Here is a 19,017-nt window from a genome sequence, read left to right as displayed (position 1 = left end):
ACCTCCCGCGGACCAGCATGCCTGACCGATCGGTCAGGACCTGACCGATCGGTCAGAGAACCTTGGTGGCGTTCACCACACCCGGGGTGGGTTTATCCGGCGTGCTCGGCGTCGTACCTGGTCCGCGCCTCGGCGATGGCCGGGCGGTGTCGCTCGGCCCAACTGGTCAACGCGACAAGCGATTCGTAGAGCTCCAGCGCCATCGGGGTGGCGGTGTATTCGACCTTGGGCGGGACGGTCGGATAGACCCGGCGGTGCAGCAGGCCGTCGCGCTCCAGGTTGCGCAGCGTCAACGTGAGCATCCGGCGGCTGATGCCCTCGATGTGCCGCTCCAGCTCGGTGAAGCGCACCGGCCCGTTCGACGCGGCGACCAGGATGCCGATGCTCCACTTGCCGCCGACCCGGTCGAGCACCTCGCGGACGGTGCACGCCCGAGCCTGCCCCGGGGTGAACGGCACGTTTTCGGGCGCGCAGGTCAGCTCGGCCTCCACCAGCGCGGACACATCGCTGTTCCTCTGGGACATCACAGTGCCTCCTTCCGCTCCGGCTCATGGTCACAGACGATGACCTCGGTAACAAACCATGCACCAAGGAGGAGTTTCGTGGAGCGTGTCGTCCCATCCCGCAGGCCCCGTCGGCGCAGGTGCCGGAATCGATCCGTACCGAAGCGCCGCGTCCGGTTGACCGACGGCGGCGAGGCCGGGAGGGTGGTCGGGTGAGTGAGGCTGATGAGACCCGGGACGGCGTGGCCCTGACCAACCTGGACCAGCCGCTGTCCGACCGCGACGACGCGACGAAGCGTGACCTGGTCGACTACCTCGACGCGGTCCGGGACCAGATCCTCCGGCAGTTGCGGGGCCGGCCGCTGTCGGTGATCCGGGTCCGCCCCGGCCAGCCACCGTTCATGCAGAAGAACCTGCCCCGCTACACCCCGGACTGGGTCCGCCGGGTGCCGGTCTGGGCAGAGGCGTCGCACCGGGAGATCTCGTACGCCCTCTGTGACGACCGTCGCACCCTGCTCTGGTTCGCCAACCAGCGGGCGGTGGAGTACCACCCGACGCTGGCCACCGCGGCGGATCTGCACCGCCCAACCCACCTGGTGCTCGACCTGGACCCGCCAGAGGGCGACGGGTTCCGCGCGGCGGTCGCCGCAGCCCTGCTGGTCCGCCAGGCGCTTGCCGACGCCGGCCTGGCCGGTGCGGTCAAGACCAGTGGCGCCAAGGGCGTGCACGTCTTCGTTCCGGTGGCCGACGAGCCCACGGCGGAGGAGTTGGCCGCCGCCACCCGGGCCCTCGCCGTCCGCGCCGAGCGGCTCGATCCGGCGCTGGCCACCACGGCGTACATCAAGGAAGACCGGGGTGGCCGGGTCTTCGTGGACGCCACCCGGGCTGGCGGGGCGACCGTGGCGGCCGCGTACAGCCCTCGGCTGCGCCCCGGGATGCCGGTCTCCTTCCCGGTCGACTGGGCCGACCTGACCGAGGTGACCCCCGCCGACTTCACCATCCGGACCGCGCCGTCGCTGGTCGCCGACGGTGACCCGTGGGCCGCGCTGATGCCGGCCCCGCAACCGCTCCCCGCCGACCTGGTCGCGGAGGGCCGGACCATCCCGGTGGCCCGGGTGCAGGCCATGCACGAGGGCAAGCGTCGCGCCCGCGCCCGGCGGCAGGCCGAATGACGGTGGGTTGTGGCACGATTTCCCAGGTGACCAGCAAACCCGACGCGAGCCAGCGACTGAGCGACCTAGCGCGGCTGCGCCGGGTCCGCGACCGGATCGACCGGGAGTACGCGCGGCCGCTGGACGTCGACGCGCTCGCCCGTGGCGCGCACATGTCGGCCGGGCACCTCAGCCGCGAGTTCCGGCTCGCCTATGGCGAGTCGCCGTACAGCTACCTCATGACGCGCCGTATCGAGCGCGCGATGGCGCTGCTGCGTCGTGGCGACCTGAGCGTCACCGACGTCTGTTTCGCGGTCGGCTGCTCGTCGCTGGGCACCTTCAGCACTCGCTTCACCGAGTTGGTCGGCGTGCCGCCCAGCGTCTACCGGCGTCAGGCGGCGCAGGCGACGGCGGGGATGCCGTCGTGCGTGGCGAAGCAGGTGACCAGACCGATCAGGAATCGAGAAGCGCAGGTCACGGAGCCGCAACTAGCGTGACGGTCATGGACATCACCATTCACTCGAGCTTCCTTCCACACACCGACCCGGACGCCTCCCTGGCCTTCTACCGCGACACTCTCGGTTTCGAGGTCCGTAACGACGTCGGGTACGGGGGGATGCGCTGGATCACGGTCGGGCCGGTCGGTCAGCCCGGGACGTCCATCGTCCTGCACCCGCCGGCCGCCAACCCTGGCATCACCGACAGCGAGCGGCAGACCATCCTCGAGCTGATGGCCAAGGGCAGCTACTTTGGCGTCAACCTGGCCACCTCCGACCTCGATGCCACCTTTGCCCAGTTGGAAGCAAGCGACGCCGAGGTCGTCCAGGAGCCGACCGAGCAGCCGTACGGCGTACGCGACTGCGCCTTCCGGGACCCCGCGGGCAATATGATCCGCATCCAGGAAGTGCGCTGACCGTCCGGCCCCACAGATGGAGAGACGATGAGCACGGCCACCCAGCCGTCCGCACCGCACCTTGCTGACAGCCACGATCTGATCCGCGTGCAGGGCGCGCGCGTGAACAACCTCAAGGACGTCAGCGTCGAGATCCCCAAGCGCCGGCTGACGGTTTTCACGGGCGTCTCCGGCTCCGGCAAGAGTTCGCTGGTGTTCGGCACCATCGCCGCCGAGTCGCAACGGATGATCAATGAGACCTACAGCGCCTTCGTGCAGGGCTTCATGCCGACGCTGGCGCGGCCCGAGGTCGACCTGCTGGATGGCCTGACGACGGCGATCATCGTGGACCAGGAGCGGATGGGGGCCAACTCCCGATCCACCGTCGGCACCGCCACCGACGCCAACGCGATGCTGCGCATCCTCTTCAGCCGGCTCGGGCAACCGCACATCGGCTCGCCCAACGCGTACTCGTTCAATGTTCCCTCGGTGAAGGCCACCGGTGCGATCACCGTCGAGCGTGGCGCTGGCAGGACGAAGACCGAGAAGGCGACCTTCACCCGTCTCGGCGGCATGTGCCCGCGCTGCGAGGGCATGGGCGCGGTCACCGACATCGACCTGTCGGCGCTCTACGACGACAGCAAGTCGCTCAACGAGGGCGCGATCACGATCCCGGGTTACAGCATGGAGGGCTGGTACGGCCGGATCTTCCGCGGCTGCGGCTACTTCGACCCGGACAAGCCGATCAGTAAGTACACCAAGCGGGAGCTGCAGGACCTGCTCCACAGGGAGCCCACCAAGATCAAGGTCGAGGGCATCAACCTGACGTACGCCGGGCTGATCCCGTCGATCCAGAAGTCCTTCCTCTCCAAGGACGTCGACGCGCTCCAGCCGCACATCCGCGCCTTCGTGGAGCGGGCGGTGACGTTTGCGACCTGCCCCGAGTGCGACGGCACCCGGCTCAGCGCGGAGGCTCGGTCCTCGAAGATCAACGGCAGGAACATCGCCGACGTCTGCGCGATGCAGATCAGCGACCTGGCCGCCTGGATGCGGGGGATCGAGGAGCCGTCGGTGACCCCGCTGCTGGCGGGGCTGCAACACCTCCTCGACTCGTTCGAGGAGATCGGGTTGGGCTACCTGTCGCTCGACCGGCCGTCGGGCACCCTCTCGGGCGGCGAGGCACAGCGCACCAAGATGATCCGCCACCTCGGGTCGTCGCTCACCGACGTCACCTATGTCTTCGATGAGCCGACGATCGGGCTGCACCCGCACGACATCGCGCGGATGAACGAGCTGCTGCTGCAGCTGCGCGACAAGGGCAACACCGTGCTGGTCGTGGAGCACAAGCCGGAGGCCATCGCCATTGCCGACCACGTCGTCGATCTCGGTCCCGGCGCCGGTACGGACGGCGGCGCCGTCTGCTACGAGGGCACCGTGGAGGGCCTACGGGCCAGCGGCACCATCACCGGCCGCCACCTCGACGACCGAGCGGCCCTCAAGGAGACGGTGCGTACGCCCACCGGCAAACTGGAGATCCGTGGCGCGACGGCCAACAACCTGCACGACGTCGACGTCGACGTGCCGCTCGGAGTGCTCGTCGTCGTGACCGGTGTCGCCGGCTCCGGCAAGAGTTCCCTGGTGCACGGGTCGATCCCCGGTGGCGCGGGTGTGGTGTCGATCGACCAGGGCGGCATCCGCGGCTCGCGACGGAGCAACCCGGCGACGTACACCGGGCTGCTCGACCCGATCCGCAAGGCGTTCGCGAAGGCCAACGGTGTGAAGCCGGCGCTGTTCAGCGCCAACTCCGAGGGCGCCTGCCCGAGCTGCAACGGCGCTGGCGTCATCTACACCGACCTGGCGATGATGGCCGGTGTCGCCGCCGGATGCGAGGACTGCGAGGGCAAACGGTTCCAGGCATCGGTGCTGGAATACCGTCTCGGCGGTCGCGACATCAGCGAGGTGCTCGCGATGTCGGTGACCGAGGCCGAGAAGTTCTTCGGCGCCGGCGAGGCGCGTACGCCGGCCGCGCACGCCATCCTCGACCGGCTCGCCGACGTGGGGCTCGGCTACCTCAGCCTGGGTCAGCCGCTCACGACCCTGTCCGGCGGCGAGCGGCAGCGACTCAAGCTGGCCACCCACATGGCCGAGAAGGGCGGCGTCTACGTCCTGGACGAGCCGACCACCGGCCTGCACCTGGCCGACGTCGAGCAACTGCTCGGCCTGCTCGACCGCCTCGTCGACGCCGGCAAGTCGGTGATCGTCATCGAGCACCACCAGGCGGTCATGGCGCACGCCGACTGGATCATCGACCTCGGTCCCGGCGCCGGCCGCGACGGTGGCCGGATCGTCTTCGAGGGCACACCCGCCGACCTCGTCACCACCCGATCCACCCTCACCGGCGAACACCTGGCGGCGTACGTCGGCACCTGACCGAAGGTCGTGGCCGCCGGTCGAACGTCTACCCGACCGGCGGCCGGGCGCGCTGTGCCGTCGTGGTGGCGAGGATTCCGCACGTAGCGGTGATCAGCCCGAGGACGGCCGTGGTCGGGTTGACGTACCCGGGCACGGATGAGGTGACGAACGTGCCGCCGCTGCTCAGGCGGCACTCGAAGCGGATCGGCAGGTAGCTGACGTCGTACCCGTCGACCTGGCTTGCCCGCTGCGGCCCGGCCTCGCGGCAGGGTTCGATCGGGGAGGAGCCGGTTCCGCCGTCCTCCGCCTGCAGCACCGCGTAGCCGAGGTGGAGCAGACCCTACGCGTACATGGCGACGGCGCCCGCACCGGCGAGGAGCAACACGAGAAACAGCATGGCGACATTCTTGATCTCGTGCGATCGCCGGCCTTCGTGGGGTGGTCAGGAGGGGGTTGTACCCGACAGCGACGTCGAGCACCCAGGTGATGCCGAACGGGTCGGTGAGCATGCCGTAGAGGGGTGCCCAGCCGGCGGGTGCGAGGTCGACCACGACGATCGAGCCCTCGCTGAGCTTCTTCCAGTAGCTGGTGATCTCGTCGCCCGCCAACAGCCGCTGACAACCGGACACAGGATGAAGGCCGCTGACCGGGTTTTCCCTTGGTCGGCGGCCTTCTCGTGCTGGTCAGCTCTGATGCCCCCGGCTAGAGACAAACCTGCACGGCTTGACCATGCCGTTGCCTGCGTTGAGCTGGGCCGATGCGCGGTGACCTCGTGTCCGAGCTGCCAAGGCGGTTGCAGATTGGTGGTTCCGAGCGGGCCTCGTGGTGACGGCCGGCCCGTTGCCGGTGCTCGCATCGCACCCTCACCGTGTCGACCACGACGCACTCATCTAGCGGATGAGCGGATGCCACGCGCGCCCAATCATGGTTGACCTCGGCGGCATGGATTTTCACGGCGCCGGGCGCTCGACCAGGACCTGTGAGGGGCACAGAGGTGAGCGCCCTACGCGTTTATGCTGGTGGACGGTGTTTGCTGGTCATTGTGGAAGGCCGAAGTGGTGGGTGAGCGATGCGCGCAGCGTGCCGGCGTCCCCGGCGGACCAGGCGATGAAGCAGTCGGGGCGCACGAGCAACGCGGTCGCGGTCGTGCCCTGCAGTGGGCCGATTACCACGTCGACCCGGTCTCGCCATGGCGCGGTGACCCCGGCGTAGGCGCCCGTGGAGTCCAGCAGCAGCGGCCGGGCGGCGCGGGTCAGCTCGGCGAGGCGTATCGGGCCGTGGTCACCGTGCACGACCACGTCGGGGGCGCAGCGGCCGGCCAACGGGTCGGCGGGGTCGGCGGGGTAGTGGATGTCCGCGCCGGACATCAGCGCTGCGATATGCCCGGCCACCTCCGGCTTGCGCAGCAGTTCGGCGAAGAGTTCCCGCAGGCCAGTGATCTCGTCGCCGGGGCCGATGAGCGCCGACTGTGCCTGGGTGGACATGACGACCCGTTCGGCGACGGGGCGACGCTCGGTTTCGTACGTGTCGAGCAGGCCCTGCGGTGCCCAGCCGTGCACCGTGGCGGCGAGCTTCCAACCGAGGTTGACGGCGTCCTGCAGGCCCAGGTTGAGGCCGGGGCCGCCGATCGCGGGGTGCACGTGCGCGGCGTCGCCGACCAGCAGCACCCGGCCGGCGCGATAGCTGGTGGCGATGCGGGTGTTGCCGCCGGTCAGCCGCCGCAGCAGGCCAGGGCCGTCGGGCGCGCCGATGGGGATGTCGGCGCCGAGCACCCGGGCGACGCTGGCGCGTAGCTCCGCCAGGTTCATCGGGGTCTCGTCGCTCGTTGGCGCGTCGGGCCACTCCGTCGTGCTCAGGATTGCCGGGCGGCCGGGGAACGGGGCCCAGACGATGAGGCCGCGCGCGGTGCGGGTGTGCTGGAACGGCGGGACGATGCCGTAGCCAGCGGCACGCAGGCCGCCGGTCTCGGGGTCGAGGGAGGACGCGGGGACGGTCACGGTGGCGGTGCGGGAGATCGACCGGTCGTTGGTGACGCCGGGGAAGTCGATGCCGGCGAGGCGCCGCACCGCGCTGCGGCCGCCGTCGGCGCCGACGAGGAAACGGGAGGCGAGCTGCGTACCGTCGGCAAGGCAGACCTCGACCGCGTCGGGGTGTTGGCGGAGGTCGAGGACCTCGTGGCCGCGACGCAGGTCGACTCCAAGCTCGGCGGCTCGGGCGGCGAGGGCGGCCTCGAGCTGGGCTTGCGGCACGCCGAGCACGTAGTGCGGGTTCTCCGCGAGCATCGTGAGATCCAGCGGGAACGCGCCGAAGGTGAAGGCTGGTTGGGGGCACGGCGGAGTGCTCTCGCCGCTGAGCCGCGCGTAGAGGCCGCGCCGGTCGAGCAGGCGGACGACCTGGCCGACGAGGCCGTTGGCGCGGGGCTCGCCAGCGGGCGCGGCGTGGCGTTCGAGGACGACGGGGTGGACGCCGGCGAGGGCCAGTTCGCAGGCGAGCATGAGGCCGTTGGGGCCGGCTCCGACGATGAGGACATCGATCATGATCGTGATCCCTTCGGGATGTGCGTCATCGCCACAGCAGGCGCGGCACGCGGCCGGCCTGCCGCGGGGTGTGACGCGGCTGGAGACGTGGGTGAGGCAATGCCTTGAGCGAGGGTCGGGGGCGTTAGCGGGGCGGTGCCGGGAGGCCGGCGGCGACCTGGGTGAAGGCGTCGGTGATGAGACGCTCGATCGGGGTGGGCGGGTCGGCACTGTCGAGATAGTGCTGCACGGCGACGGCGACGGCGGCGCTGGCGGCGGCCGCGACGAGCCTCGGATACATGTTGGTGGCGAGGTCGGTGCCGGTGCGCTCGGCGACCGCAGCGGCCAACTCGGCCTCGGCGATCGCGACGGCGCGCAGCCGCTCGCCCTGTAGCGCGGGCTCGGCGAGCATGGTGCGTACGCCGGTCACCCACTGGGCGTGTGCGGGGGAGGGCATCGCCTCGACCTCGGGGCCGCGCGTGAACTGCTCCAGCGCGGCCCCGATGAGCGCCGCCCAGAGCGGCTCGTCGGCGGGGCGTTCGCGCAGCGCGGCGGCGGTGCGCAGGCTGCGGTCGAGGTGGCGGGAGGCGATCGCCTCGGCCTTGCTGGAGAAGTAGTTGTTGAAGGTGCGCGGGGAGACACCAGCCGCCTCGGCAATGTCCTCGACGCGGACGTTGTCGTAGCCGCGCTCCACGGTGAGATGGATCGCGGCCCAGCCGAGCGCCGCCCGCGTCTCGGCCTTCTTGCGCTCCCGCAGCCCCGTCATGCCATCACGCTAGCACTAGTTGCGCATCCCGCAAAGATGCGTGACACGCAAAGATGCGTGACACGCAAAGATGTCGCTGCCGGGTGGCGCGGGGGTGTTCGGCGGGACCGAAGACGACGATCAAGGCAAGCTCCTCCGTGGTCTACGTGAAGTGGGCCGCACGGGATGTCCATCAGATGGCGACGGCATCATTCTCCGTGAGGTGCAATAGGTAGCCGCGATCCGGGCGGGTCCGATGTCGATCATCAGGTTGAACGCGAGGATGCCCCGGGCGGTTCGCCCGGGGCATCCTCGATCGCTCGAAGCGTGAAGCTGGCGTCCACGATCAGTGATCGGCCGGTCGCGCTGCGCTTTTGCAGTTCTGTGACGTGCCCCCGGCTAGAGACAAACCTGCACGGCTTGACCGTGACGTTGCCTGGGTTGAGCTGCGCCGATGCGCGGGCTGACCTCGTGTTCGAGCTGCCAAGGCGGTTGCGGCGACGGGCCTGGCGCTGTATGGGCGCAAGCTGTGGGAGGCGATGAGTTCCCACTGGCCGACCGCCGACCAGCAGCCCGGCGCCACACAGGCGGAAATCGAGTACGCCCGCCGCTGGCGGGACATGCCGAAGGTGGTGTTCTCCTCGACGACCAGCACGGTCGACTGGAACACCCGCCTGGTCACCGGCGACGCGGTCACCGAGATCACCCGGCTCAAGACAGAGGACGCCGGCCCGATGGACATCGGCGGCGCGACGCTCGCCGGGGCGGCCATGCGGGCCGGGCTGATCGACGAGTACATGCTGGTCACCGTGCCGGTCCTGGTGGGCGGCGGCACGCCGTTCTTCACCGCGCTAGACAGCTGGGTGAACCTGAACCTCGTGGAGACGCGGACATTTCCCGGCGGCGTCGTGCTGACCCGATACGAGACGAGGCGATGAGCACGGGCCAGTTGCTCGGTTCGTGAGGCCGGGTCGAAATCCTTCCTGACGTTCTTCGGGCACCAAGATGCCCCGCCGGCAACGCCGGCGGGGCGGTGGTGTTCGCGTTGTCGCGTTGGTGTTCAGCTGGTCGGGGTGCTCATTCCGCGGTGACTTCGGTGACGCCGGCCCGTGGCGCTGGACTCGTCGACGACGGGGACTTGTCTGATCACAGTGTTGGGGGCAGGTCCAGCCATGGTTTGTCGGTGGCGTCGAATCCGGTGAGCTCGGCGATCTTCCCGTCGACGATGTGCAGGACCGCGATGTTGAACAACCGGTACTCCGGGTCGTCAGGGGTGCGGAGGTACAGCGCGGCGGCGGGCATGCGGTTGACCGTCGTGGCGATACAGCGCCAGTCGTCGTAGCCGGGCTGGAAGAGCCCACCGGAGACCCAGCCGTCCACCGCGTCCTTGGCCGTGATGACCGAGGTGCCCGCCTCGGGCAGCATCACGAAGCGCAGGTCGTCGCGCAGCAGGGACATCAGCCCGTCGAGGTCGTTGCGCTCATGGGCGTCGATGTACGACTTCACCACGCCGCGCTCGTCATTCGACAGCTCGTGGGCGGCGGGGCTCCGCCAGTCGAGGCGGCGGTCGGGCAGCTGCTCGCGCATCGTCACGCGCGCCCGCTGCAGCGCGCTGGTCACCGATGCGATGGTCAGATCGAGGGCGTCGGCGGCCTTCGACGCCGGCCAGCCGACGACGTCGCGCAGGATGAACACCGCCCGCTGCCGCGGCGGCAGGTGCTGGACGGCGACGATGAACGCCAGCTCGATCGTCTCCCGCGCCACCACCGATTCTTGCGGGTCCTCGGGGAGCATCCGGTCGGGGTACGGCTGCAGGTACAGCACCTCGGAGCCGGGGTCCGACAGCCCGGACGGTACGGGTGTGCGGTCATTGCGCTTCTCCAGGAAGTCAAGGCAGACGTTCGTCGCGATCCGGTACAGCCAGGTCCGCAGCGCAGCGTGGCCCTTGAACGACTCCCGCTTGTTCCACGCTCGCAGGAACGTCTCCTGCGTCATGTCCTGGGCGTCCTCGTAGTTCGCAAGCATCCGGTAGCAGTGCATCTGCAGCTCACGCCGGTGGCGCTCCGTGATGAGCGCAAACCGCGCCGTATCGCCTGAGCGAACCACCGGGGCCACTTCAGAATGCCGAACCGGGGCCACTTCAACTTGCCGAAATCAGGCAGGACGCATGCCGGATGAGAGCCACACCAAATTACGGTGGGCAGCCGCGATAGGAGCGATCCCGCCGGTCACCTCGACCAAGCCTGGCCGGGCTGCGGTCGTACCGCCAGTCAACATGTAGCAGCGATCCCGGCGCGTTCCGCGCCCGTACACCGAGCCAACGCGAGGATGCCCCCAGCCGCTCGGCCGGGGGCATCCTTAAACGTCTACTCGAACGCGAAACTGGCCTCTACGATCAGTGATCGGCCGGTCGCGTTGCGCGTCTGCAGTTCTGTGACGTGCCCCCGGCAGGATTCGAACCTGCGCCCCCGCCTCCGGAGGGCGGTGCTCTATCCCCTGAGCTACGGGGGCTCAGCGACTGGAGAAGACTAGCAAACCTCCTCCGTGTACGCCGAATCGGTATCGGGTGAGCCGATCGTGTCGGCGACCGGCCCACCCGGTGCTCAGGCCGCGATCGCCCGCCCGCAACTGGGCAGCGGGTGCAGGACGATTCGCCGGGGGAGCCGGCGCGGCCACTCGTTGCGCGGCCAGGAGCCGTCCACGATCAGGTGCACGGTGCGCTGCTCCGCACCGCTGAGCCGCAACACGAAGTCGCGGGGGAGCGGCGGGTCGACGGTCGGCGTGGTGATCATGAAGCGGACCCGGCCGCGGGAAGAGACCGCGGAGATCACGTCGGCTGCCGGCATGGTGCCGCGCAGCCGGATCCGGCCGATCCAGTAGACCTCCGCGAGGTGCTCCTGGGCGGCTCGGGTGATCGCTGGGTACTCGCTGCGGACCCAGCGCTCGACCGCGCTGACGCAGAGCCCGCAGGCCCGCTCGCGCGGCTCCCGCGGACCCAACCCCCAGGCCCGCAGGTACGCCCCGACCGCGCCAGCGTCCAGCGGCAACTCGAATCGCCGTTGGATGAGCGTCGTGAGGCTCTGCCGAGTCCACAACTCCTCGTCCAGGCCGAACTCGTCGGGGTGGACGCCCCGCAGTGTGTCGATCAGTTCGAGTTCCTGTTCGCGGCTGAGCATTCCCGGCTCGCTCTGCCGCTGTCCGCGACGGACGGCTGCCACCGCCCCGTCACCACCGATGGTGTGGCGTCGGCACCAACTGGTGACCGAACGCCGTGCGTCTCTGAGTGCAACCCCCACGTCTTGGGCAACGAGCACGAATCGCAACTGGTCACGATATGTGGGGAGAAAACTCTCTAAGCAACGTAATCGCCTGTGCCGCGCAAAACGCCCATAGGGGGCAGGAGGCAGTCACGATCGACTCGGAGTCCTGGAAATCGGGGTGTCCTGGCCGCCTCGACAGCCCGATTTCTTGCTGCCGAGTCGATCACGGCCGGCGCCTCGGGCTTGCGTCTCGCCGTGCGCCGACAATGACGCGGGCCCGCGCCCCGCCGGTGTGCGGCGGTGACGCGGGCCCGGTACGCCCGTCCGGTCGATCAGCCCTTGGCCTGCGCCTGGAGCTGCCGGAGGTTGTTCAGCTCGGTCTGCTGGGTGGACTTCATCGTCTGCGCCACCCGCGCCACCTCGGCGTTGTCGGTCTCGTCAAGCACGGCGTCGACCATGTGGATGCCGCCCAGGTGGTGGTTGTACATCAAGGCCAGGAACTGGCGGTCGACCTCGATGCCCTGGGCGTCGCGCAGGGCGGCCATCTGCTGCGGTGTGGCCATGCCCGGCATCAGCCCGTCCTTGACGGTGGTCCCGTCGGACATCCACGACATCGGTGGCTGCGACCCGGTCGGGCTCAGCTCCCATTCGCGCAGCCAGGTCTGCATGGCCCCGATCTCACCCTGTTGCGCGGTGGCGATGTCGACGGCGATCTGCCGCACCTCGGGCAGCGTCGCCGACCGGTACGCGATCAGGCTCATCTCCACCGCCTGCGCGTGGTGTGTCGTCATGTCCCGCGCGAAGCCCGCCTCGACCGAGGCGTCACCGGGTCGGGTGAGCCGCGGAGTGAGCAGACCGCCCGCGTACCCGAGAAGTAGCCCCACCACCAGCAGGGCGGCCAGCGCGAGCACTCCGTAGCGCCGCGCCGGGTCCCGGCCACCCTCGTCCAGGGCGGTCGGGAACTCGTCGTGTTCGCTGTCGGTGGTGGCGGGGGCAGTCATCGCAGTCCTTACTGGGTCGGCTGCTGCTGAAGTTCACGCGGCGTGGTGCCGGTGGCGGTGATACCCGTGTTGCACAGCGCCGTCGGGCCCTCGACGGAGGCGTTCACCCGCAGGTCCTTGATGAACTCGTCGATCCGCGAGTCGTCGGCGTTGTCGAGCTTGAGCTGGTAGCCCCAGGCCTGCAGCGAGATCGGCTTGTCCAGGCCCTCGTACGGGCTCATCAGCGTCTTCTCGACGCCGCGCACCTTGCCGGCGAGCTTGTCGACCTGGTCCTGGGGCAGGTCCGGGCGGTAGGTGATCCACACCGCGCCGTGCTCCAGGCTGTGCACCGCGTGCTCGCTGGCGATCGGGGCGTCGTACACGTCACCCATGCAGTTCTGCCAGGCGGCGTTGTGCACGCCACCCACCGGCGGCGAGTAGTTCCAGGTCAGCGGGCCCGACTTGTGCGACTCGTAGTCGAGGCTCGCCTTGTCGGTCTTGCGGATGTTGACGATGCCCTCGATGGCGTTGGCCCGCTTGTCCCAGGGCTTGGCCCCCTGGAACGACGCCCAGGCGCCGTAGCCGATGATGCCGGCCGCGAGCACGCCCACCGCGACGAAGAGCGCGATCGGGCCCCAGGCCCGACCCTGGCTCACCTTGACCGGGCTGATCGGCTTGCGGGGGCCCTTGCCACCGGCCCGCGGGGAGCCCGCCGGCTTGGCGGGGCCGGCCTTGGCGCCGGACGCCGGGCGGCCCGCTGCCGGCTTCTTGCCGGTGCTGACCACGGTCGGGCGGCGCTCAGGGCCACCGGAGGTGCTGATGCTCATCGTGCCTCGTCAGGTCGGTCGGTCAGGGGAGTGGCGGGCCGGATGACGCGCAGGGTAGCCACCGAGTGCCCGAGTCTACCCCCGATAACATGGTTGGGTGACTCCTGCAGAACTCGCCTCGGTCGTCCTTGCCGCCGCCCACGCCGTCTTCAACCAACGCGGGCTCGACAGCGCAGCTCTGCCAGAGCGCACGGTGGTGGAGCGACCGCGCAACCCCGAGCATGGCGACTACGCCTCGACGCTCGCTCTGCAACTGAGCAAGAAGGTGAGCGTCCCGCCCCGGGAGTTGGCCGCCGCCCTGGCCGACGAGCTGGGCCGGACGCCGGGTGTCAAATCGGTTGAAATCGCCGGGCCGGGCTTCCTGAACATCCGGCTCGACGCAGCCGCGGCCGGTCAGCTCGCCCGGGTGATCGTCGAGGCCGGCGCGGAGTACGGCCGCAGCGACCGGCTCGCCGGCGAAAAGATCAATCTGGAGTTCGTCTCGGCCAACCCGACCGGGCCGGTGCACATCGGTGGGGTTCGGTGGGCGGCTGTCGGCGACGCGTTGAGCCGCCTGCTGCGGGCCACCGGTGCCGACGTCGGCACGGAATACTACTTCAACGACGCCGGTTCGCAGATCGACCGGTTCGCCCGGTCGCTGCTCGCCGCCGCCAAGGGTGAGTCGGCGCCGGAGGACGGCTACGGCGGGGCGTACATCGCCGAGATCGCCACCGAGGTGCAGGCCCGCCGGCCGGAGGTGCTGACCCTCGACGACGACGCCGCCCAGGAGGTCTTCCGGATCGAGGGCGTCGCGCTGATGTTCGACGAGATCCGCTCCTCGCTGCGCGACTTCGGGGTGGAGTTCGACACCTACTTCAACGAGAAGGACCTGCACGACCGGGGCGAGCTGGACCTCGCGTTGACCCGGCTGCGCGAGCAGGGGCACCTCTACGAGTCCGAGGGCGCCACCTGGTTGCGCACCACCGACTTCGGCGACGACAAGGACCGGGTGCTGCGCAAGTCCAACGGCGAGTGGACCTACTTCGCCGCGGACTGCGCCTACTACCTGGACAAGCGGGAGCGCGGCTTCGAGCGGGTCGTGATCATGCTGGGTGCCGACCACCACGGCTACCTCGGCCGGATGAAGGCGATGGCGGCCTGCTTCGGCGACGACCCGGAGCGCAACCTGGAGATCCTCATCGGCCAGCTGGTCAACCTGCTGCGCGACGGCGCCCCGGTGCGGATGAGCAAGCGGGCCGGCACCGTGGTGACCCTGGAGGACCTGGTGGACGCGATCGGCGTCGACGCCTCCCGGTACGCGCTGGCCCGCTACTCCAGCGACTCCCCGATCGACATCGACGTGGAGCTGTGGACCCGGGCCACCCGCGACAACCCGGTCTACTACGTCCAGTACGTGGCTGCCCGGACGGCGGGTGTGGCCCGCAACGCCGCCGAGGTGGGGCTCGTCCAGGGCGACGCCGACGCCTTCCGCCCCGAGCTGCTCGGGCACGAGAAGGAGAACGAGCTGCTCAAGGCGCTCGCCGAGTTCCCGGCGGTGGTGGCCACCGCCGCCGAGCTGCGGGAGCCGCACCGGGTGGCCCGCTACCTGGAGGAGAGCGTCGCGGCCTCCTTCCACCGGTTCTACGACAACTGCCGGGTCCTGCCGTTGGGCGACGAGGAGGTCACCGACCTGCACCGGGCAAGGCTCTGGCTCAACGACGCCACCCGCACGGTGATCGCCAACGGCCTGCACCTGCTCGGCGTCTCCGCCCCCGAGAGGATGTGACGACATGCGCGCTCACGAGGCTGGTGCGCTGCACGCGGACATCAGCAACCGGGGGCCGGCCTGGCTGCGTGCCCCGGAGGACGTCAACGCCCTGCTGCCGACGCTGTGGCCGCGGTCGGTGACGCGCGGCGCCGACGGCGCGGTCGCCGTCGCGGGCCTGAGCGTCCGCGACATCGCGGCCGAGTTCGGCACCCCGGTGTACGTCCTCGACGAGGCCGACCTTCGGTCGCGCTGCCGCGACTTCCGGGCGGCCTTCCCGACCGAGGACGTCTTCTACGCGGGCAAGGCGTTCCTCTGCCGGGCGGTGGTCCGGATCATCGCCGAGGAGGGGCTGCACCTCGACGTCTGCACCGGAGGTGAGCTGGCCACCGCGCTCTCCGCCGGAATGCCGCCGGAACGGATCGGCTTCCACGGCAACAACAAGTCCGTCGCCGAGCTGACCCGGGCGCTGGATGCCGGGGTGGGACGGATCATCGTCGACTCGTTCACCGAGATCGACCGGCTCACCGCGTTGGCCCGCGAGCGGGGGGTCCGACCCCGGGTGCTGGTCCGGGTCACCGTCGGCGTCGAGGCGCACACCCACGAGTTCATCGCCACCGCCCACGAGGACCAGAAGTTCGGCTTCTCGCTGGCCGGCGGGACGGCCGCCGCTGCCGCGTTCAAGATCCTCGACGAGGGTGTGCTGGAGCTGCGCGGTCTGCACTCGCACATCGGGTCGCAGATCTTCGACGCCAGCGGCTTCGAGGTCTCGGCCCGTCGGGTGCTCACCCTGCAGTCGCAGATCCGCGACGCGCGCGGGGTGGAGCTGCCCGAGCTGGACCTGGGCGGCGGCTTCGGCATCGCGTACACCACCCAGGACGACCCGGCCACTCCACCGGACCTGGCCAAGCGACTGCGCAAGATCGTCGACTCGGAGTGCGCGGCGGCGAACCTGGCCGTGCCGCACCTGTCGATCGAACCGGGGCGGGCCATCGTCGGGCCGGCCGTGTTCACCCTCTACGAGGTCGGCACGGTCAAGGACCTCGACGGCATCCGGACGTATGTCAGCGTCGACGGCGGGATGAGCGACAACATCCGCACCGCCCTGTACGACGCGTCCTACTCGGCGACGCTGGCCTCCCGCGCCTCGGGCGCCCAGCCGTTGCTCGCCCGCGTGGTGGGAAAGCACTGTGAGTCCGGGGACATCGTGGTGAAGGATGAATTCCTGCCCGCCGACGTGCAGCCCGGAGATCTTGTCGCGGTGCCCGGCACCGGTGCGTACTGCCGGAGCATGGCCAGCAACTACAACCATGTGCCCCGGCCACCGGTTGTCGCGGTGCGCGACGGCAAGGCACGCCTGATCGTCCGGCGGGAGACCGAAGAGGACCTGCTCGCTTTGGATGTGGGATGACGTCACCTGTGCGCTTGGCACTGCTCGGTTGTGGCACGGTCGGCCAGGAGGTGGTCCGACTGCTGCACGAGCAGTCGGCCGACCTGACCGCGCGGATCGGCGCTCCGCTGGAGATCGCCGGCATCGCCGTCCGTCGGCTCGGCCGCGACCGGGGCGACCTGCCGGTCGATGAGGACCTGTTCACCACCGACGCGCTCGGCCTGATCAAGCGCGACGACGTGGACGTGGTGATCGAGGTGGTCGGCGGCATCGAGCCCGCCCGAGGTTGGCTGGTCGAGGCGCTGCGCACCGGCAAGAGCGTGGTCACCGCCAACAAGGCGCTGCTCGCCGAGGACGGCGTGGCCCTGCACGAGGCGGCGGCCGAGGGCGGTGGCGACCTCTACTACGAGGCGTCCGTGGCCGGGGCCATCCCGCTGCTGCGCCCGCTGCGGGAGTCGCTGCACGGTGACCGGATCAACCGGGTCACCGGCATCGTCAACGGCACCACCAACTTCATCCTCTCCGCGATGGACGCCACCGGCGCCGGCTTCGCCGAGGCGCTGGAGGAGGCCACCGAACTGGGGTATGCGGAAGCCGACCCGACCGCCGACGTGGAGGGCTTCGACGCGGCGGCGAAGGCGGCGATCCTCGCCTCGCTGGCGTTCCACACCCGGGTCGGCGCCGCCGACGTGCACCGCGAGGGCATCACCGAGGTGACCGCCTCGGACATGGCCAGCGCCCAGGCGATGGGCTGCACGATCAAGCTGCTCTGCATCGCGGCCCGGGGCGTCGACCCCACCGGCCGGGAGACGGTCAGCGTCCGGGTGCACCCGGCGATGATCCCGCGCAGCCACCCGCTGGCCAGCGTCGGCGACGCGTTCAACGCGGTCTTCGTGGAGGCGGACGCGGCCGGGCAGCTGATGTTCTACGGTCGGGGCGCCGGGGGCGCGCCGACCGCCAGCGCCGTGCTCGGTGACGTGGTCGCGGTGTCCCGCAACCGGCTCGCCGGGGTGCGCGCGGCCAGTGAGAGCGCGTACGCGGATCTGTCGGTCCGGCCGATGGGCGAGGCATTGACCCGCTACCACGTCAGCCTCGACGTGGCCGACCGCCCAGGTGTGCTGGCCTCGGTGGCGAGCGTGTTCGCCCGGCACGACGTGTCGATCGCGACCGTTCGGCAGGGCTCGGCGAGTGGGCCGCCCGGCCGCGACGGCGACGCCGAGCTGGTCATCGTCACCCATGTGGCACCGGACGCCGCGCTCGCCGCGACCGTTGGCGAGCTGCGCGGTCTGGACATTGTCCGGTCGGTGACCAGTGTGCTGCGGGTCGAGGGCGGGGTCTGAGTCGTTGTACGGGTGGGACGGCTCGCTCGTCCCGCCAGATGGGTATCCCGGGGCCTGCCACGGGGCACTCCGGCAGGCTGGTCCAGGGTGTCCTGGTGCTCGGGTCGGCGCGGCGGTAGAGGCGAGGAGAACGACATGTGGCGTGGTCTGATCGAGGCGTACCGGGATCGGCTGCCGGTCACCGCGGCCACGCCGGTCGTCACGCTGCACGAGGGGAACACTCCGCTGTTGCCCGCGCCCGTGCTGTCCGCCCGGATCGGGTGCGACGTGCACCTCAAGGTGGAGGGCGCCAACCCGACCGGCTCGTTCAAGGACCGGGGGATGACCCTCGCGGTGTCCAAGGCGGTCGAGGCCGGCAACAAGGCCATCATCTGCGCCTCCACCGGCAACACCAGCGCCTCCGCCGCGGCGTACGCGGCTCGGGCCGGGCTGACCTGCGCGGTGCTGGTGCCGCAGGGCAAGATCGCGTTGGGCAAGCTGGCCCAGGCGCTGGTGCACGGCGCGAAGCTGCTCCAGGTGAGTGGCAACTTCGACGACTGCCTGGCGCTCGCCGCGAAGCTGGCTCAGGATCACCCGGTCGCGTTGGTCAACTCGGTCAACATCGACCGGCTGCACGGCCAGAAGACCGCCGCCTTCGAGATCGTCGAGGCGCTCGGTGACGCCCCCGACATCCACTGCCTGCCGGTCGGCAACGCCGGCAACATCTCCGCCTACTGGATGGGATATTCGGAGGAGCAGGCCGCCGGCGCCACCACCCGGACGCCGAAGATGTATGGCTTCCAGGCCGCCGGGGCGGCCCCGATCGTGACCGGTCAGGTCGTGCCGGAGCCGTCGACCATCGCCACCGCGATCCGGATCGGCAACCCGGCGAGCTGGACCAAGGCGTTGGATGCCCGGGACGCCTCCGGTGGTCTGATCGCTGCGGTGACCGACCGGGAGATCCTTTCCGCGTACCGGCTGCTCGCCCGCGAGGTGGGGGTCTTCGTCGAGTTGGGCAGCGCGGCCAGCGTGGCCGGCCTGCTTCAGCAGGCCGCGGCGGGCGCGGTGCCCCCCGGTTCGACGGTGGTCTGCACGGTGACCGGCCACGGGCTGAAGGACCCGGAATGGGCGATCTCCACCGCGCCGGCGCCGTTGACCATCGCGAACGACCCGATGGCCGCGGCCCGCGCCCTCGACCTGGCCTGAGTGCGGCCAGCGCCCGTCTGTGCGGGCCGGTGGTGACGGCGGGCGGCAGTCGGCGGCGGAACGGCGTGGGGG

General features: G+C 70.3%; 17 protein-coding genes and 1 tRNA gene. 9 read left to right on the top strand and 9 right to left on the bottom strand.

Annotated features, from left to right (window positions below; all coding sequences use genetic code 11):
* Window positions 1-92 precede the first annotated feature (92 nt).
* Window positions 93-527 (bottom strand): winged helix-turn-helix transcriptional regulator, encoded by a 435-nt coding sequence (locus OG811_RS05355; RefSeq protein WP_406072578.1) that lies wholly within the window; start codon window positions 525-527, stop codon window positions 93-95.
* Between the two features lie 188 nt (window positions 528-715).
* Between OG811_RS05355 and OG811_RS05350 the strand changes: the two genes are divergently transcribed.
* The 4 genes from OG811_RS05350 to OG811_RS05335 are packed head-to-tail and all read left to right on the top strand — an operon-like array spanning window position 716 to window position 4,976.
* Window positions 716-1,675: a DNA polymerase domain-containing protein gene (locus OG811_RS05350; protein ID WP_406072576.1), complete on the top strand. Its 960-nt coding sequence runs from the start codon at window positions 716-718 to the stop codon at window positions 1,673-1,675.
* 26 nt (window positions 1,676-1,701) lie between these two features.
* On the top strand, window positions 1,702-2,151 hold the full coding sequence (locus tag OG811_RS05345; protein WP_406072574.1) for a helix-turn-helix transcriptional regulator: 450 nt from the start codon (window positions 1,702-1,704) through the stop codon (window positions 2,149-2,151).
* Between the two features lie 5 nt (window positions 2,152-2,156).
* A complete protein-coding gene (locus OG811_RS05340) occupies window positions 2,157-2,567 on the top strand; it encodes a VOC family protein (protein ID WP_406072573.1) in 411 nt (136 codons plus the stop codon).
* A gap of 27 nt (window positions 2,568-2,594) precedes the next feature.
* Window positions 2,595-4,976, top strand: coding sequence for an ATP-binding cassette domain-containing protein (locus OG811_RS05335; RefSeq protein ID WP_406072571.1), 2,382 nt, complete (start codon window positions 2,595-2,597; stop codon window positions 4,974-4,976).
* A 28-nt stretch (window positions 4,977-5,004) separates the two neighbouring features.
* Here OG811_RS05335 and OG811_RS05330 read toward each other — a convergent pair whose 3' ends face one another.
* The 3 genes from OG811_RS05330 to OG811_RS05320 form a co-directional block, all read right to left on the bottom strand.
* Window positions 5,005-5,274 carry a hypothetical protein gene (locus OG811_RS05330; RefSeq protein WP_406072570.1) on the bottom strand — a complete coding sequence of 90 codons (270 nt, stop codon included), beginning with the start codon at window positions 5,272-5,274 and terminating at the stop codon, window positions 5,005-5,007.
* A gap of 721 nt (window positions 5,275-5,995) precedes the next feature.
* Entirely contained in the window at window positions 5,996-7,495 is a 1,500-nt protein-coding gene (locus OG811_RS05325) for an FAD-dependent monooxygenase (protein WP_406072568.1), read from the bottom strand.
* Between the two features lie 124 nt (window positions 7,496-7,619).
* Window positions 7,620-8,240, bottom strand: coding sequence for a TetR/AcrR family transcriptional regulator (locus OG811_RS05320; protein WP_406072567.1), 621 nt, complete (start codon window positions 8,238-8,240; stop codon window positions 7,620-7,622).
* Between the two features lie 485 nt (window positions 8,241-8,725).
* On the opposite strand from OG811_RS05320, the gene OG811_RS05315 reads away from it, so the two are divergent.
* Window positions 8,726-9,157, top strand: coding sequence for a dihydrofolate reductase family protein (locus OG811_RS05315; RefSeq protein WP_406075537.1), 432 nt, complete (start codon window positions 8,726-8,728; stop codon window positions 9,155-9,157).
* A 208-nt stretch (window positions 9,158-9,365) separates the two neighbouring features.
* On the opposite strand, the gene OG811_RS05310 is transcribed toward OG811_RS05315, so the two are convergent.
* The 5 genes from OG811_RS05310 to OG811_RS05290 all read right to left on the bottom strand — a co-directional run bounded on the left by OG811_RS05310 (window position 9,366) and on the right by OG811_RS05290 (window position 13,286).
* Entirely contained in the window at window positions 9,366-10,325 is a 960-nt protein-coding gene (locus OG811_RS05310; RefSeq protein WP_406072565.1) for an RNA polymerase subunit sigma-70, read from the bottom strand.
* 333 nt (window positions 10,326-10,658) lie between these two features.
* Window positions 10,659-10,730 (bottom strand) — tRNA-Arg (locus OG811_RS05305).
* A gap of 92 nt (window positions 10,731-10,822) precedes the next feature.
* Window positions 10,823-11,515, bottom strand: coding sequence for a winged helix-turn-helix domain-containing protein (locus OG811_RS05300; protein WP_406075535.1), 693 nt, complete (start codon window positions 11,513-11,515; stop codon window positions 10,823-10,825).
* Between the two features lie 296 nt (window positions 11,516-11,811).
* Window positions 11,812-12,480, bottom strand: a complete 669-nt coding sequence (locus tag OG811_RS05295; protein ID WP_406072564.1) for a DUF305 domain-containing protein — start codon at window positions 12,478-12,480, stop codon at window positions 11,812-11,814.
* Window positions 12,481-12,488: 8 nt separating this feature from the next.
* Window positions 12,489-13,286 (bottom strand): DUF3105 domain-containing protein, encoded by a 798-nt coding sequence (locus tag OG811_RS05290; RefSeq protein ID WP_406072563.1) that lies wholly within the window; start codon window positions 13,284-13,286, stop codon window positions 12,489-12,491.
* A gap of 97 nt (window positions 13,287-13,383) precedes the next feature.
* Here OG811_RS05290 and argS point away from each other — a divergent pair, with 97 nt between their 5' ends.
* From argS to thrC, 4 genes are all read left to right on the top strand, one after another.
* Window positions 13,384-15,051, top strand: a complete 1,668-nt coding sequence (gene argS, locus OG811_RS05285; RefSeq protein WP_406072561.1) for an arginine--tRNA ligase — start codon at window positions 13,384-13,386, stop codon at window positions 15,049-15,051.
* A 4-nt stretch (window positions 15,052-15,055) separates the two neighbouring features.
* On the top strand, window positions 15,056-16,441 hold the full coding sequence (gene lysA, locus OG811_RS05280) for a diaminopimelate decarboxylase (protein WP_406072560.1): 1,386 nt from the start codon (window positions 15,056-15,058) through the stop codon (window positions 16,439-16,441).
* 8 nt (window positions 16,442-16,449) lie between these two features.
* Entirely contained in the window at window positions 16,450-17,760 is a 1,311-nt protein-coding gene (locus OG811_RS05275) for a homoserine dehydrogenase (RefSeq protein WP_406075534.1), read from the top strand.
* A gap of 135 nt (window positions 17,761-17,895) precedes the next feature.
* Window positions 17,896-18,945: a threonine synthase gene (gene thrC, locus OG811_RS05270; protein WP_406072558.1), complete on the top strand. Its 1,050-nt coding sequence runs from the start codon at window positions 17,896-17,898 to the stop codon at window positions 18,943-18,945.
* Window positions 18,946-19,017: the final 72 nt, after the last annotated feature.

The sequence above is a fragment of the Micromonospora sp. NBC_01638 genome, assembly GCF_045209745.1.
Taxonomy (GTDB): Bacteria; Actinomycetota; Actinomycetes; order Mycobacteriales; family Micromonosporaceae; genus Micromonospora.
This window is presented reverse-complemented; position numbering and strand designations above follow the sequence as displayed.